This window comes from Bifidobacterium sp. UTBIF-78 (assembly GCF_006408945.1).
Taxonomy (GTDB): Bacteria; Actinomycetota; Actinomycetes; order Actinomycetales; family Bifidobacteriaceae; genus Bifidobacterium; species Bifidobacterium myosotis.
This window is the reverse complement of record NZ_JFAO01000004.1, coordinates 103,308-118,926: the sequence shown is the minus strand read 5'-3', so window position 1 is coordinate 118,926 and position 15,619 is coordinate 103,308. Positions and strand designations below refer to the sequence as shown.

Below are 15,619 nucleotides of genomic sequence, written 5' to 3'. Positions count from 1 at the left end.
CACATCCCCTGAAGTACCCCTCATAAAGCAGATAGCCGCGACACGCCGCATCGACGACGATGTGCGCTTTTCCATAACCTGTGATAGTTTATTCAAGTTGCCTGCGGAGCTTGCCTCAAGCAAACATTGCAAGCATGGAGGATTCGCCTAGTGGTCTATGGCGCACGCTTGGAAAGCGTGTTGGTGTAACAGCCTCACGAGTTCGAATCTCGTATCCTCCGCCATCGCCCTTTTCCCACCCAAAGGAAAAGGGCTTTTTCATTGCCAAAACGGCGGAATTGCAATGTTTTCAAGCCATTCCGACGATCTGCCCGTCTTCCGTTTTGACCCGTCTCGGCCCGTTTTCTGGGGTACCATAGTCGGTAAATTAAGCGGTACCGCTTAAGGCTTACCGCTCACCGCTCATCAGGGGAATCAACGACGATACGGCCATCGACAATCAGGAAGGCGCGCTGCATGGCAAGGACGACACGAAACCGCCGCCGCAAGTTCGGCAAGGTGGAGACGAAGACGAACAGGCACGGGCAGGTCTACTACGATGCCTCATACATCCCGCCCGTGGAAGCCCGCGAGCGCTACCCGTACCTTCCCGCGCGCATCCACCGTAATTTCGACGACGGCTATGAGCTTCAGGCCGACGCATGGCTGAGCGAGGCGAAGCGTCTCATCGATCTGGGCGCATGGGAACCTCCGGAGATGGCGGAGAACCGGAACGCCGGCAACACGGTGCTGTTCCGCGAGTACGCCGAACAGTTCGTGGAGAACCGCCGCAAGGGCGACAACCAGCCGATTCGTGAGACCACGAAGGACAAGTACCGTCAGTATGTGCGCGACTATCTGAACCCGGTACTCGGCGATCTGCCGATGGCGTCGATCAAGCCGGCGCATATCCGCGACTGGTACGACAGCATGAAGGTCACGAAGGACGGTCGGGGCGAGAGCATACGTCGGCACGTGTTCGAGCTGCTGAGCGCCATCATGGCCGAAGCGGCGAACGCCTCGCTGGATGATCAGGGCACGACGCTCATCAAGGTGAACCCGGTCCAGTTCAAGGTGCCTCGCCCGGCCACGAAGCATGTGTACGTGATCGCCACGCGCGAGCAGGTGCGCGCGCTCGCCGACGCCATGCCGCCGAATCTCGCCCTTGGCGTGCTGCTGTCCGGCACGCTGGGATTGCGCCAAGGCGAGGTGTTGGGACTGCAACGCCGTGATATCGAGCTGGAGGCGTCGCCGGTGCTGCTGCATGTGCGTCGCAGCGCCAAGGAAATCAGCGAGAACGGGCATAAGGTGGCCGTGCTGGGCGAGACGAAGACGCCGAGCAGCAAACGCGACATCGAGGTACCCGCTCCCCTAGTCGAGGAGATCACGCGCCATCTTGATACGTACGTGGAGGATAAGCCGACCGCGCTGCTGTTCACCGGCGTGCGCACGCGGGGCATCGTCCGCGCGCAGTCCATGCGCAACGCCTTCGCGAAGGCCATTGAGACGGTGAACGACCCGACGCTGAAGGGCATGGACTTCCACGATCTGCGTCACACCGGCCTGACGCATTACGCCGAGCAGGGCGCGACCGTCGGCCAGCTCATGCGCTTGGGCGGCCACACGAACATCAAGACCGTGGCTACCTATCAGCAGTCCAGCAAGGATGCGGACAAGCGACTGCTGGCGAAGGTGGAGGCGAGTATGAGTACCACGCCGGCGAGCGCCGGAACCTCCAAGAAGAATACTGACGGCGGGAAACCCACAAACGACACTGCAACGGCCAGGAACGGCGGTCAACAGCTGAGTTCACCCGGCAATCCGTCCGAAACGGCCCAAACGTCCGAACCGTCCGCAAGCGCAGGCGCAGACCATGCCGACCGCTCCGTCATGGAACCGACCGGCGCCACTGCCGATGCGGATGCCGAGCTGAAGGCGCTCGCCGGCGCACTTGGCGCACTGGATCTCCAGTCGCGTCTTGCGGTGCTGAAAGGACTGGACGAGGACAGACGCGGCCGGATACTCGCGTTGCTGCCGGCCTCGGTTCAGGTGGATACGATTCAGGAATTGATCAAGGCGGTGGCGTGATGGCAAGAAGGAACGGCAATTCCGCAAACAGGCCTGGCAAGTCCAGCGGGATCAGCAGGCCCGACCCGTACAAGACGATGGCTGATTCCGGCATGTGGGGCGAACGGTTCGATGCGGAGAAGGCGCGCAAGTTCGCCAAGCTGCTGGAGCGTATGACGGTGGACAATGACGCCGTTGCCGATCTGCTGATCGCCGCCGATGCGTGGATGTCGGGCTGGTGTGAGGAGTTCATACCGTGCCTGAAGGCCACGGTCAACGCCGGACGCGAGCTTGACGACGTATTCGCCAAGACGGTGGGAGCCACGCCTGAACCGGAGGATAGCGTAGCGCAACAGCATGCAGCAGATGCCTTCGCCTTGTTGTCGGCGACGCTCAACCGGTATCTGTCCAATCACACGGTGCCGGATGCCGTCATACGCGATGTGCTGCTGAGCTATACCGTGTCATATCAGAACGCGGCGAAGCAGACCGTCGATTCGTTCCTCGTCAAGTTCTGGAACCGGCATAACGATTGTGATGTGGCGGAGTTCATGTCGATGCTGCGCCGTTACGCCTTCGCGTTCGGGTACGCGGAGAAGATCAAGCATCTGATGGCGAAGGGCAAGTATGCAGCGCGCAACGATGCCGCATATAAGGACGAGCATGTAGCCTATCGCAATGCACTGGCGTTGACCGGCAAAGACGGCACACTGCCCGAATTGCCTGCCGGAACTCCGCGCCCGGAAGCGGCATGGTCAGTGCTTGACGCCTACCAGACCGGCATGAAAGTCAGGCCCGGTCTGATTCCGACGGAAATTTCTGGAGATTTCGACACGCCCATACACTGAATCACCGTCCATGAGCCTCGATGAAACTATTGGAACCGGCTCTATTGCAACGTTTTCAAGGTGCCGTTTCGGCACATATCTAGTCACAATGACCCGCATTGCAGGAAAATGTAAAACGCTGTAAAAATGATATCGTTGCAGTTTTCTACGGAAGTGGAAATCCGTCAGAATCCCGCGGCACACGACCCCTCAGCGTCGGTAACAACCTGAGCGCCACGCGCGGCGGATGCCGGTAAGTCCAAAGAAGAACTACCACCATGGGTACAGTGCATCTACGCCAGCTGCGCTTCCGCCCTCGGTGCGACCCGAGAGGGGTTAAATCCAATGCGAAATGACTACGTACAACTGACCGCCAAGCCCGCCCAAGTGGCGGAAATGCTGGGCTACTCGGACACGAAGACCGTGTACGGGCTCATCCGCTCCGGCAAGATTCGGGCGCGCAAGGTGGGTAACACCTATCTGGTGAACCTCACCAGCGTGCGCAAGTTCGCGGGAGAGGAGTAAGCATGCGCCTCACGTCGAGCACACCCATCGCGGACGCAGCGAACTCCATCCGCGACCTCGACAATGAATCGATCACCGTATCGGGCGAACGCTTCGACCCGAATGAGACCGGTTATGTGCTCCAAACGGTAGCCGACTATCTGATCGAGACCGCCTACGGTCTCCATCGGCTGACCGTCACCCGCGATGCCATCAGAACGGCCCGAGGTCTGGCCTTGTGCGTCTACGCGACGCACATTCGCCCGGCTTCCATCGCATTCAGCGCAGCCAACGGCGACCTGCCAGCCCTGCGGATGATGCAGGCCGCGCTGCTGCTGTGCGCCGATGCACGGATGACGCTGATCACCGGACCGTTTCCCTCGGTCGGCCATACATTCATCCGCACCGGCACGGTGGACACCGCGATTGGCGACCTGCTGGAGCGAGGACTGCTGCCAACCCGCGCACGCGGAGACCTGTATGCGATGAAGCATCGCATATCGGCGAGCGCCGCGCGATTCCACCGGAACCACGGCTCCGGCATTGAAGGCGGCAATAGGAACGAGAACATGCTGGCGCTCATCGCCAGTGACGCCGGCGAACCGTGGCGCGAAACCGCTGCGGCGCTCGCCGGCGAATGGAAGGTGGCCGCATGATCGCAACCATGAATCCGGCTGATCTGGGTAGCATGGGCCTGATTGCGGATGACCCGTTCATCTCCGACGATCCGGTCGGCATGCCCAGCCTGTCCAACGCGCTGTACGGCTTCGACCCCAGCGGTCTGGCCAATCGCATCTTCCGTCTGCTGAAGCGCTATATCGGCGCGACGGACGACGATCTGAAGATGCTGACCCTGTGGATTATGCACACATGGGTGTTCGCCAGCCTGTATACGACGCCGCGCCTGTTGGTGACGTCCATTCTTCCAGGAGCGGGCAAGACCACGCTGCTGGAGTGGATCGGGCACTTGGGCGCGAAGTCGGAGATGCTGAGCGCCATCAGCTCGGCGTCGCTGCTCGCCAATCTCGCCGATCAGGGGTACACGCTGCTGGTGGACGAGGCCGACCGGAGCCTGCGCAAGGACAATCCCCTTGCCGCCGACTTCATCGCCGTGGTGAACACCGGGTACAAGAAGGGCGGCAGTCGCACGATTCAGGAGCCAGACAAGAAGCACGGCTGGAAAGTGGTGCGCAAAAGCACGCATGCGCCGGCCGTGTTCGCGGGCAACAACCCCGATCTGCCGGCCGACACCCGGCAGCGCTGCATCCCCGTGTTCCTCTACCCGTCCGACGAGGTGGAGGAATCCGATTGGGAGATGATCGAGGAGAACGACGCGGAGTATCTGGACCTGCGGCACGATCTGCCCATATGGGCGGAAACGGCGGCGAGCGCCATCAAGCCACGTCCCACGCTGCCGGAATCGGTGAAAGGCCGTTACCGCGAGGTATGGCTGCCGCTGGCCCGCATCGCCCAGACGCAAAGCGGGGACTGGCTGGACACCGTGCGCCGGCTGTCCGCGGAGTTCGTCGAACAGGCCAAGACGGATGCCGATCTCGGCCTCGCCAACGACTCGCCGCACATCGTGCTGCTCAAGGACATCGCCGAACTGTGGGCCACACAGTGGCGGACGTGCACGTTCGTCGGCTCGCAGCAGATGTGCGACGCGCTCGCCTACGGCAATCCGACGCAGTGGGGAGACCAGCAGCCCGGCGGCTTCGGACGGTTGACCGCCAAGCGATTGGCGTCGATGCTCAAGAAGGCCGGTGTGGAAGCGAGCCGCAACCGCGAGCGCACCAAACGCGGATACCGGTTCACGGCGTTCGCGCAGGCGTGGAAGACGCTGAAGATCTGGGAGGCGTTGAAGCTCGAACCGCCCACACCGGGTACGGGCATGGGCGCCGACGCGGACGCTTCGGACGGCTCGGACACGTCGGACGCTTCCATAGGGAGCACCTTGGAAGGCATCTCAGCGAACATCTCTAAGAACGACTCGGAGCCGGAACGGCTGGAACACTGGGCAGCGACGCTCAGCACCACCGCCGACATCCCGGACTGGACGGCACTGTCCTCCGACCAGCTGCAAGCCATCCGCAAGGTGAAGCACACCGGCCTATGGCTCAACAAGACCACCACCGAACTCAGCAGACGAGGAATCACCGTATGAAGGACATCACCCTGAACGAACCCATGACCGTGCCTATGCCCACCGCCGCCGTGTCTGCTGCGAAAACGCAGACTAACGCATCCGCTGTCTCCGCTGATCAGCTGGTGCAGGCGCTCTACGAGCACGTCGATGCGCAGAATCGCGTCGCCGACCAGCTCGAAAAGATGAACGACCATCTCAGTGACATGAGTCAGATGCTGTACGCCTGCCTGCACTCGCACAGCATGAGTCTGAACGGCATCGACCGTTCGCTCGGCGAGATCGCCGAACAGGTCGAGAACACCCAAAGGCCGTTGCCGACCGACCATCAGCCGGCGACCGCCACGCGATGACCCGTCGCTGAACGACCGGCATTGATGACCGGTGAATGACCGGTAGAGGGAGAGACCCCGCCCCTACGCCTCCGGCGCTCCCCGAGGCATAGCGCCGCTCTCTCCCCCGATTTTCCCACAGCCAACCGTTGTTTTGCAATCCGGGGCCGAATCTGATATCCTGCCTCATACACAGGTCCGCAGTAATGTGAGACTTCCAAGAGCCGGGGGTAATCCCCCGGCATTTTTTATTTCAGGGGGCGTTATGGCCGAAATCTCGATTTTCGCTGACGAAAGCGGCGAACAGGGATTCCAGTCCAAGTACTACGCGCTGACATTGGTGTTCCACGACCAGTCCGATCCCGTCATCCCCATATTCGATGGTTATGAACAAACGATCCGCGACGCAGGCCTGCCGAACATTCCCATGCACGCCTCACCGCTGTTGAACGGCCATGACGCCTACCAACACCTCGGCATCAGCCAGCGCAAGCGCCTGCTCACCTACTTCCTGTCCATGCTGTTCAAACTGCCGGCACAATACGTGACGCTCATCTACCGAAAGGCCGATTACGCAACCTTGGAACAGCTGGGCGCACGCATCAAACGTGACATCGTCAACATCGTGTTCGACCATCTGGCGCTTTTCCAGAGCTTCGACACCATCAAGGTGTACTACGACGGCGGCCAGAGCCTCGTCACGCAGGCCATTCACGGCGCAATTAAATACGCGCTCTCGAAACAGGCCATCATCTACCGCAAAGGTTCGCCGACCGACTATCGGCTCGTGCAAGTGGCGGATTTCATCTGCACTATCGAACTGACCGCGCTCAAGTACGAGAACCACGAACAGACAGCGACCGACGAGCGCTTCTTCGGATCAGCACGCACCTTCAAGAAGAATTACCTCAAAAAGGTCCGTAAGCATCAGCTGACAGCTCGGTAGAGAGTTCTCCAATCCGACTCAATTCATCGCCATCGTGCTGGAGACCAGCTTGTTGGTCTTCGCCATGGCTCGGGTCACCGGCGTGTACAGCGTGAAGCCGATGAGCAAGGCGACCACGAGATAGATGCCCATGCGACCCATCTGCTCCCAGTAGACGTTGCCGTAGAATCCGCCGACGGTCTCCCTCAGCGCGGTGATGCCATGCGAGAACGGCAGGTAGGGGTACAGCTGCCTGAACCCGCTCGGGAGCATCTCCACCGGGAACGTGCCGCCGATGCCGGCGATCTGCGAGACCATGAGCGCGGCGCAGATCGCCTTGCCGACGGTGCTGAACACGGCCGACAGCGTATAGACGAGCGTCGAGCTCACCAGCGACGACCACCACAGGCACAGCATGAACAGGAACGGGTTCGTCGCCTGCGCGCGCAGGTACAGCAGGTCACCAAGCCCCAGCACGGTGGTTTGCGCCAGCGAGAACGCGACGAAGGTCAGGCCGCGGCCCAGATACAGTTGCCATGGCTTCGGATGGTCCAGGGTCGCGGCGATCTTGTCCGATACGTTCGCCTTGAGGACGATACCCAGGAACATCGCACCTACCCAGATGGCCAGCAGCGTGTAGAACGGGGTCATCGCGGAGCCGTTGTTCGCGATCGGGTACACGGCTATGCGCTTCGTCGTCACGGGCGTGGTCATGGCCAAGGCGATGGTGTCCGTGGGCTGGGAGAGCAGCTTGCGCGCCCCCTCCACTCCGCCGGATGCCATGGCCTCGTCCAGCTTGTCGGCGGTTTCGCCGAGCTTCTTCGATTGCTCGAGCAACGCGTCATGCGCCGTGTTGATGTTGGCCGTCAGCTCCTTGATATTGGCCAGAGCACCGGTCGAACCGCTGCCGTCGGTTCGACCGGTTACATCGACGAGCGCGGAGGTGGCGTCGTCGACCAGCGCCTTGGCGTCCGCCCCGGCCCGTTCGGCGGAGTCGGTCACGCCGGAGAGCGTGGCGACGACGTTGTCCTGATACGACTTGTTCAGATCGCGGATCGACTGCGCGCTGGCTTGCGCCTGCGCGGCGATATCCCCGCCGGCGTCGGTGATCGCCTGTCCCTTGGCTTCCGCCCGGTCCGCGGCGTCATTGATCTTCGCATCGGTGTCATTGAGGCGTTTGAGGGTGCGGTCCACGTCAGCGATGGCCCGGTCGATTGCAGCCTTGGCCGGTTCGGTGTGCAACGATTCCCTGATGGAGACCAGTGTGCCGCGGTATTGGGTCAGGCTCGCAATCATCGGCCTGATGCGGTTCGTGGAGATCGCGCGCAGGGACGCGGCGGTATTGTAGGCCCCGTTGGCGGGTTTGCCCAGCGCTTCCTGGACGTTACCGCCGACGGCGTCAAAGGCGTCCGCCGCGGAATCGAGTCCGTTGGTCATGTTCTCGTTGATGCGGTCGATCGACGTGGATGCGTCTCCGAGCTTGCCGGTGATGCCGTCCATGTCAACGGTGGAGGATTGCAGCGACCGCTTCGTCCGTTCCATCGACTTGCCGGATGCGTCGAGCAGGGATGCCGCGGAATCGGCGAGATCCGCGTAGCTCGAAGCGAGATCGGCAGCGTCGGCGAGATCGCTTGATTGCTGCCGCAGATTGGCACTCAATGCACTGATGGATCGTGTGCTCTGGTCCGTGTCGAGATAGGCGGACACGGAATCAAGCATGCCGGCGGCGGCCTGAGCAACGGCCGAGGTGAGGGTGTCGCTGATCTGCTGACGTACGGTGGAGGCGCCCTGATCGGTGACGGTGGAGCCGATGGGATTCTTCTTGGGGTTGGAGTAGTAGACGAGCTGAGCCTGCCGCACCTTGGTCTTGTCCGTTTTCCCGGAATCCGCGGTCCCCTCGCTCAGCAGGGAGAACAGGTCCGTGCTGAAGTCCTTGGGAATCACGATTGCCGCGTAGTATTCGCCTGATTCCACGCCGCTTTTGGCCTCATCTTCGCTCACGAACGTCCAGTCGAGGCTGTCGTTCGCCCTGAGAGCATTGGCGACCTGATCGCCCACGTTGACCTTCGCCGGCAGCAGGTCGCCCTGATAGCCCTTGTCCGAGTTGGCGACGGCGACCTTCATGCCGCCGGTGTTGCTGTATGGATCCCAGTTGGCGTAGATGTTGAACCATGCGTAGAACGACGGCATGAGGATCAGGCCGATGGCGATGATGAGCGCGATCACGCTGCTGCGGATGTGCCGCATATCGGTGCGGAATATGGTCCATACGTTCCTCATCAGTGAACATCCTTTCCACTGGCACCGATTCCATTGGCATCGTCACCGTCACCGGCGTTCCCCGCAGCATGCCGGGCGATGCTTCCGCCGGCGCTTCCCGTGACACCGCCAGCAATCACAGCACGTCCAGCGTCCACGACGGAACGCAGCAGGCTTTCGGCGCCCATCGTGCTGTCATGTGCCTGTCGCGGTAGGTGAAGGTGAATGTATTCGAGAATGATCAGCGCGACGTCCACCACGATTACCATCGCCAGCCAGACCACGAGGAATCCAATGCTCGGTCCGACGACCATCATGGCGATGAGGAACACGACGGGGATTATCCAGATGAGATGGAATCCGATGCGCACCAGATGTGGGTACAGCCGCTCGAACTTCCTCGCCCGGCGTCGTACGCCGGCTCCCCAGGTCGGATCGGCGAGCATCTTGCGCACGGTAATCATGATGTTGCGTTCGGAGCCGACAATCTCCAATCGCTGCGCGTTGACCAGATCGGTATCCGCCAGTTCACGGTTGAACAGATCGTTGAGATTGGCGAGCGCCGGACGGCACAGCATCGCCACGAGCAGGAACGCCACGGCGAACATGGAGGTCTGCCAGATGCGCGTCCAGAAGTCCGCGCCATAGAAGCCACCGATTGTCTCACGGAGCGCTTCGACGCCGTAGGTAAACGGCAGCATCGGGTACAGCAGTCGGTAGAAGTGGGGCATCATCTCGATTGGGTACATACCACCCGCGCCCGGCACCTGCACTATCAGGAAGATCACGCTCAATGCCATGCCGATGTACCGGAACATCATGACCAGACTGTAAGCGATTGATACGTAGGTCATCGAGCATACGATGGCGCCCAGATAGTACGCCCACGGCACATTGCACTGGATGCCGATGACGAGGTTGCCCGATGCGATGACGATGCCCTGCAGCACGGCGACGACCATGAGCAGCAGCCAGCGTCCAAGGAACGCCTGCTTGGGCGTGAGCGCGTCGATGCCTTCCGAATCGGTGTCGTTGCGCAATAGGGTGAGTGCCACGAAGGCGCCTGCCCAGCATGCCAGATTCGTGAAGAACGGGGCGATGGCAGTGCCGTAGTTCTTCATCGGATAGTATTCGCGGGTCTCCAGACCGACCGGGGAGGCGAGGAACGAGGACACCTGGTCGGTGTCCACATGCGCAAGGCCCTTGACGCCGGCCCACGCATCGCTCGCCCGAAGGACGGCGAAATCGGCTTGCGTGCGTTGCACCGATGCACTCACGCGATCGAGGGCCTTGCCCGTCTGCCCCATCACCTTGGACGCCGATTCGAGCGTCGTGTCGAGCTGCGCGAGATCGGCGTCGATGCGGCCAAGCGATTCGGCGGTCCCGCCCACGGTTCCGGACAGTCCGACGAGCTGGGTGGAGACACCTGTGAGAGTGGAATCAATCCTGCTCGAAGCGTCCGAGGACAGGCTGGAAAGCCCGTCGGCCTTGCCGTTCAATGCGTCCAGGGAATCAGAGAGCTTCTTGTCGCCCGCCTGCATCGCCGAGGGGATGCCATTGTTCAGCTGCCTCATCGCCTCGATCTGTGCGGCGAGGTCGTGCTGATGCTGTTTCGCCTGCGCAAGGGCGTCCGAGCCTGCGAGCTGCGGGTCGGATTCCATCGCCTCAATCGCGTCCCCCAGTGCGTCGTTCGCGGATTCGAGCGTGGACAGCGAGGCGTCGACGCGGCCGGAGATGTCCGCCGCATTGCCGTTGACGGTGTCCTTAATGCCGTCGATGCGGCCGGAAAGGGCGCCGGCCCCGGACTGCACCTGTCCGACGGTCGAGTTCATGGAGTGCTGGAACGCCGACAATCCACCACGTGCGGCGTCGACGGAGGATGCCGTGTCGTTGGCACTCGCGGAAAGGGCGTCGGCGCGACCGGCGATGCCCGTCATGTTTTGGCGGGCCCTCGTGATTGTCGCTCGCGCATCGGTGATGGAGGACTGCGCGTCATCTACTTTGCCGCGGGCCGCCACGATGCTGGATTGGGCTTCGCCCAGCTTGCCGTCCAGCTGGTTCGCCGTCCCGTCGAGCCGGTCGTTCATCTTGCCGGCCTCTTCGGAGAGCGTCTTCGTGACGGTCGCGCTGACGGTGGAGACGAACGATGCGTTGATCTGCCGTTCGAGGGCGGAGGCGCCGGATTGCGTCACACGCGGCGCGAGCGTGTTGACCTTCTCGTTGACATAGAAGGACAGTTCGGGGCGCGTGAAGTCGCCCTGTAGCACGCTGGTCAGATCCTTGCTGAAGTCCTCGGGGATCACGATGGCCGCATAGTATTCGCCGGACTCCACGCCGTTGACGGCGGCCGACTCGTCCACGAACCGCCATCCCAGATCGTGGTTGTCCTTCAGGGCGTCCATAGTCTGATCGCCCACATTCATTTCGGAGCCGTTCACCATGGTTCCCGCGTCGTTGTTGACCACCGCGATCGGCACATCTCCGGTATTCGCATATGGGTCCATGTTCGCTGCGACGTTGAGCCATGCATACAGTCCCGGCACGAAACATGACGCCAGAACGATGAACACGGCGAAGGGCACCGCGCAGATCCGCTTCACATCGCGAATGAAGACGCGCAACACGTTATGCATGATATCCGCCCATTCCCTCGTGAATTCACCTGCCGACCGTCACCATTGCGCCGGATGCGTGGGCCGCTGACGATTCGGAGACCGACACGCCAATATTCCTGGCGAGCATGGCCAGTCCGACTGCATGCGTGTTCCCGGCTGCGATCCTGACCACAAGATCAATGGGGTCCTTACGCCCACGCCGATACCATTCCTTGAGTGCGCCGACAATTCCGGCCGCCAGATACACGAAGTGGTAGTCCCTCACGGTTTCGGCGGCTTGGGTTCGGCCGTCGTCGGGCGCCAGGCTCGCGTGAGATGCGGAAATCGGATCGATGAGCTCGTTGCAGTACGCACCCATCGCGGCGATGAGATCACCTGAGAACGTATCTCCGGACCTGCCGGTCACCAACAGGGACATGGATTCGTTGGCCGTGGCGAACTCGAAAATCTCATGGATGAGAGGTTCGTAGTCGTCCTGGAGAATTTCCCCGCGATGCCGAGTGATGATGTCCTTATACGAGTCGATGAGCTCGCGTTTGAGCTGATCGAACAGGGCGTAGATGTCCGTGTAATGCACGTAGAACGTCGCTCGGTTGACGTCCGCAAGACGGGTGAGTTCCATCACCGAGATCTTGCTAAGCGGCTTGGTCTCCAGCAGTTTGACCAATGCACTCTGCAGCATCGCCCGCGTACGGCGCGACCGCCTGTCCATGGGCTTGGATTGCCCTTCGTCAGATTCGCCGATACCCGTACGAGTGCCCGCCTCTGCCATTCCGCACCTCCAATGATTCGATCCGTCACGCCACGCTGGTCGAAATACCAGGATCTTCGTTGTTGTGCATGGTCCGTTGTCTCGGCAATATCATAGCAAACACTCTTCGACAACTGTCGATAAACAATGCAACTGTCAAAAAGTAGACTCACCCATTAGATCAGCAACGTGACGCAGGCGGGAGATCCGCAGAACAGACGTCAGCCCACTGACGCCGGCTTGCAAATCTTCGCGACACGCCGAGAAGAGCGGTAATTTGAGCGGTAATGCAGTTGGTCGGTACGACGATTTTCGTTGGAATGCCGCCAGTTCTTCGGCACGAAGTTGTGAATCTCGTATCCTCCGCCATCGCCCTTTTCCCACCCAGAGGAAAAGGGCTTTTTCATTGCCAAAACGTCGGAATCCCAACGGTTTCAAGCCATTCCGCCGTTCTGCCCGCCCTCCGTTCTGACCCGTCAACCCGTTTCCCGGGATACCACAGCCAGCAAATCAAGCAGTACCGCCCCATGCCCAATCCAGAGAACGCGCCACGACAGCGCAATACGGGCGATATCGCACCCCCCCATTCCCGCCGTACGCTACGGCGGACTACACACAACTGCAAAATAGCCTTCACAGCAAGGGGTTAAAGGGCTCAAGGCCGAATCATGTTCAAACCGTGTTCAAACCGTGAGCCCTAATCCGCGCTGTCTTACCCAAGTGCGTTGCCGGCGTGTCGTTGGCTAGTTTGGGCGTCCCGCCCATCCTCCCCCATCATCATGTCGTTCATCGCTCACGCCGCCAGACTGTCCGGATCGAGCAGGAAATCGTAGACGCTCATCGTGAGGATGCCGTGCTCGTCACGGACCGGCTTGACCACGTCTCGCACGAGGATAATCTTCTGGAAGCTGTCATCGATGCGGAGCAGCGACGCTTTCTCCTGCGCGACCTTCTCCGGCGTCGGCAACTGATACGCGGATTGGATGTAATAGCGCCGGTTGCCGAGATTCGCCACGAAATCGACCTCTAGCTGCTTGCGGTATGGCTTGCCCTCGTTGGTTCCACGCTGCTCGACCACGCCCACGTCGACATTGAAACCGCGCATGCGCAGTTCGTTGTACACGATGTTCTCCATGATGTGGGTCTGCTCGATCTGGCGAAATCCCAGCCGCGCATTGCGCAATCCCATGTCTTCGAAGTAATACTTCTTCGGACTGCCGATGTACTTGCGGCCTTTGACATCGAAGCGCCTCGCCTCCTCGATGACGAACGCCTCCTCCAGGTACTCGATATATTGCATGATGGTGTTTGCACTGATGCGGGAGTGCAACATGCTGTCGAATGTGGCCTTGATTTTGGGAGGATTGGTCAGGGCCCCGATGGAGGATGCCAGCACGTCCACCAAGTCGTCAAGCTCCTGCGATCTGCGCAACCCGTTGCGGGCGACGATGTCCTTGAGATAGGTCTCCGCGAACAGGTTCTTCAGGTACAGCGACTTCTGTTCGTCGGTCTTCATGGACAGGGTGAGCGGCATGCCACCAAACATCACGTATTCGGCCCAGCCATGCTGAACATCGCCTTCATACGCCTGCATGAATTCGGCGAATGACAATGGGCGGACGCGGATTTCGTCGCCACGACCACGAAACTGGGTCATCACATCAGTGGACAGCATCTTCGAGTTGCTGCCCGTCACATACACGTCCACATTACGCATGCGTAGCAGGCCGTTGAGCACCCCGTACAGCTGTGGCGGCTCGTCGCTCCGTAGTTCTTTGTCCGAAATCGCGTACTGCACCTCATCTAGCAGCACATAGTATGGTTCGCTGCGATTCACGATGCGGGACTTCACATAATCGTATAGCGAGAGCGGGTCGCGGTAATGTGCATACATCAGGTCATCCAGCGCGATTTCGATGATGTGGTCATCATCCACACCCTGTGCGCGCAGATGTTTCTCGAACAGTTCAAACAGCAGGAAGGTCTTGCCACAGCGTCTCACGCCGGTGACGACCTTGACCATGCCGTTGCCCATGCGCACAATGAGATCGTTCAGGTATTTGTCCCGTGAGATGAGCATCAAATCCCCCAATCGCCACTCGCGCTCTCGCGCTTTTCACTGAGTGATTATGACATTTATGTCAGTTTCACGCAATAGAGAGCGACGAAAGGGGGATTTCAATGGAGGATGCGCGCGAACAAAGGCACCGGATGCCAGACGAGGAATGCACTCCGTCACGAATCGCCACGCAATCACCGTCCAGCATCGCGAACACCCAACTCACGATTGGCGATGGCACAGTGATCGGCGCGGGTTCGGTCGTCACACATGCTATTACCGCCAACGCCAAGCGGCAGTAAAGCTAAGCCCCGATGAAAGTTAGGGTCTCGCACCCTCCGCCATCACCCTTTCCCTATCCAAAGAAAAAGGGCTTTTTCATTGCCGAAACGGCGGCATTCCAACGGCTCCAAGCTCGTTCCGCCAATCCGGTCCACCTTCCGTTCTCCGTTATGACTCGTCTCGACCCATTTTTCTGGGCTATAGGAGATAACCACCGGTAGACAAGAAGGCTGTCGCGTCGGCGGTCAGCAGGATGGCGACAACAATCAGCACGCCATGCAGCATGTGGTTGAACATCGTCTGGTTCCGCGCCTTCCACTCGTCCAGTCTGGCGGCGAGCGCGTCAAGACGATTGCATTGGATGGCTGCGTACACGACCATCGTCAGGCATTGACTGACCACGAACCATAGAGCCAGCAGCAGTGCGGCCGTGACGACGCTACGCGATTCCCCGCCGATGAGCATCACCGCATAGAACGTGGGGTCGGTAAACGAGGTAATCGCGAACACGAAGCCCACGGCTATATGTCCCAACGCACCGCCGCGGACGGCTTCACGTGGTTGTTTCTTCTCGCGCCTGGGACCGGCAAAGACCCGTCTCGCCACCCAAAGCAGGATGACGACGGATACGGCAAGTTCCGCAATCGCCCAGAACCGACTGCCGTCATCAGGCAGGACGCTTTGCAAGAAACCAGCCGCCGCGGCCCCCATCGACGCCGCGAGCACCGTGCCGACAAGAATCGTGGAGACCGCGAAAGACAGGAAGAACAATGTGACGCGAGACTTCCTCTCCCCTCGCAGCCTCATCGACATCATGTATACCGCGGTGAGGGGGTCGATGCCGAGCACTCCCAGCCCGATCGTATTCAACATCCG

The 15,619-nt window shown here is 60.5% G+C and carries 12 protein-coding genes and 1 tRNA gene; 8 read left to right on the top strand and 5 right to left on the bottom strand.

Annotation, left to right across the window (positions count from 1 at the left end):
• The first annotated feature begins 136 nt into the window (after window positions 1–136).
• The 8 genes from BG22_RS01555 to BG22_RS01520 all read left to right on the top strand — a co-directional run bounded on the left by BG22_RS01555 (window position 137) and on the right by BG22_RS01520 (window position 6,798).
• A tRNA-Ser gene (locus BG22_RS01555) sits at window positions 137–224 on the top strand.
• A 232-nt stretch (window positions 225–456) separates the two neighbouring features.
• A complete protein-coding gene (locus BG22_RS01550; protein ID WP_094667864.1) occupies window positions 457–2,067 on the top strand; it encodes a site-specific integrase in 1,611 nt (536 codons plus the stop codon).
• On the top strand, window positions 2,067–2,894 hold the full coding sequence (locus BG22_RS01545) for a hypothetical protein (protein ID WP_094667865.1): 828 nt from the start codon (window positions 2,067–2,069) through the stop codon (window positions 2,892–2,894). Before BG22_RS01550 ends, BG22_RS01545 begins: the two co-directional genes overlap by 1 nt.
• Window positions 2,895–3,218: 324 nt before the next feature.
• Window positions 3,219–3,398, top strand: coding sequence for a helix-turn-helix domain-containing protein (locus BG22_RS01540; RefSeq protein ID WP_094667866.1), 180 nt, complete (start codon window positions 3,219–3,221; stop codon window positions 3,396–3,398).
• A gap of 2 nt (window positions 3,399–3,400) precedes the next feature.
• Window positions 3,401–4,033, top strand: coding sequence for a hypothetical protein (locus BG22_RS01535; RefSeq protein WP_094667867.1), 633 nt, complete (start codon window positions 3,401–3,403; stop codon window positions 4,031–4,033).
• Window positions 4,030–5,541 (top strand): DUF3631 domain-containing protein, encoded by a 1,512-nt coding sequence (locus BG22_RS01530; protein ID WP_158216964.1) that lies wholly within the window; start codon window positions 4,030–4,032, stop codon window positions 5,539–5,541. The genes BG22_RS01535 and BG22_RS01530 overlap by 4 nt, the downstream gene beginning before the upstream one ends.
• Window positions 5,538–5,873 (top strand): hypothetical protein, encoded by a 336-nt coding sequence (locus BG22_RS01525; protein WP_094667869.1) that lies wholly within the window; start codon window positions 5,538–5,540, stop codon window positions 5,871–5,873. The genes BG22_RS01530 and BG22_RS01525 overlap by 4 nt, the downstream gene beginning before the upstream one ends.
• A gap of 244 nt (window positions 5,874–6,117) precedes the next feature.
• Window positions 6,118–6,798 carry a DUF3800 domain-containing protein gene (locus BG22_RS01520; RefSeq protein WP_094667870.1) on the top strand — a complete coding sequence of 227 codons (681 nt, stop codon included), beginning with the start codon at window positions 6,118–6,120 and terminating at the stop codon, window positions 6,796–6,798.
• 18 nt (window positions 6,799–6,816) lie between these two features.
• Here the strand turns inward: BG22_RS01520 and BG22_RS01515 are convergent, their stop codons facing one another.
• The 5 genes from BG22_RS01515 to BG22_RS01495 form a co-directional block, all read right to left on the bottom strand.
• Entirely contained in the window at window positions 6,817–9,057 is a 2,241-nt protein-coding gene (locus BG22_RS01515; protein ID WP_094667871.1) for a YhgE/Pip domain-containing protein, read from the bottom strand.
• A complete protein-coding gene (locus BG22_RS01510) occupies window positions 9,057–11,669 on the bottom strand; it encodes a YhgE/Pip domain-containing protein (protein ID WP_094667872.1) in 2,613 nt (870 codons plus the stop codon). The genes BG22_RS01515 and BG22_RS01510 overlap by 1 nt, the downstream gene beginning before the upstream one ends.
• A gap of 25 nt (window positions 11,670–11,694) precedes the next feature.
• Complete coding sequence (locus BG22_RS01505; protein ID WP_140492459.1) at window positions 11,695–12,423, bottom strand: TetR/AcrR family transcriptional regulator; 729 nt, start codon at window positions 12,421–12,423, stop codon at window positions 11,695–11,697.
• A 772-nt stretch (window positions 12,424–13,195) separates the two neighbouring features.
• Window positions 13,196–14,482 (bottom strand): ATP-binding protein, encoded by a 1,287-nt coding sequence (locus BG22_RS01500; protein ID WP_140492457.1) that lies wholly within the window; start codon window positions 14,480–14,482, stop codon window positions 13,196–13,198.
• Window positions 14,483–14,941: 459 nt separating this feature from the next.
• On the bottom strand, window positions 14,942–15,616 hold the full coding sequence (locus BG22_RS01495) for a hypothetical protein (protein ID WP_140492455.1): 675 nt from the start codon (window positions 15,614–15,616) through the stop codon (window positions 14,942–14,944).
• Window positions 15,617–15,619: the final 3 nt, after the last annotated feature.

What these genes read in the sequence shown, in the direction of transcription:
- BG22_RS01550 (WP_094667864.1), top strand. Translation starts at nt 457, where the DNA reads ATGGCAAGGACGACACGAAACCGCCGCCGCAAGTTCGGCAAGGTGGAG.
- BG22_RS01545 (WP_094667865.1), top strand. Translation starts at nt 2,067, where the DNA reads ATGGCAAGAAGGAACGGCAATTCCGCAAACAGGCCTGGCAAGTCCAGC.
- BG22_RS01540 (WP_094667866.1), top strand. Translation starts at nt 3,219, where the DNA reads ATGCGAAATGACTACGTACAACTGACCGCCAAGCCCGCCCAAGTGGCG.
- BG22_RS01535 (WP_094667867.1), top strand. Translation starts at nt 3,401, where the DNA reads ATGCGCCTCACGTCGAGCACACCCATCGCGGACGCAGCGAACTCCATC.
- BG22_RS01530 (WP_158216964.1), top strand. Translation starts at nt 4,030, where the DNA reads ATGATCGCAACCATGAATCCGGCTGATCTGGGTAGCATGGGCCTGATT.
- BG22_RS01525 (WP_094667869.1), top strand. Translation starts at nt 5,538, where the DNA reads ATGAAGGACATCACCCTGAACGAACCCATGACCGTGCCTATGCCCACC.
- BG22_RS01520 (WP_094667870.1), top strand. Translation starts at nt 6,118, where the DNA reads ATGGCCGAAATCTCGATTTTCGCTGACGAAAGCGGCGAACAGGGATTC.
- BG22_RS01515 (WP_094667871.1), bottom strand. Translation starts at nt 9,057, where the DNA reads ATGAGGAACGTATGGACCATATTCCGCACCGATATGCGGCACATCCGC.
- BG22_RS01510 (WP_094667872.1), bottom strand. Translation starts at nt 11,669, where the DNA reads ATGCATAACGTGTTGCGCGTCTTCATTCGCGATGTGAAGCGGATCTGC.
- BG22_RS01505 (WP_140492459.1), bottom strand. Translation starts at nt 12,423, where the DNA reads ATGGCAGAGGCGGGCACTCGTACGGGTATCGGCGAATCTGACGAAGGG.
- BG22_RS01500 (WP_140492457.1), bottom strand. Translation starts at nt 14,482, where the DNA reads ATGCTCATCTCACGGGACAAATACCTGAACGATCTCATTGTGCGCATG.
- BG22_RS01495 (WP_140492455.1), bottom strand. Translation starts at nt 15,616, where the DNA reads ATGTTGAATACGATCGGGCTGGGAGTGCTCGGCATCGACCCCCTCACC.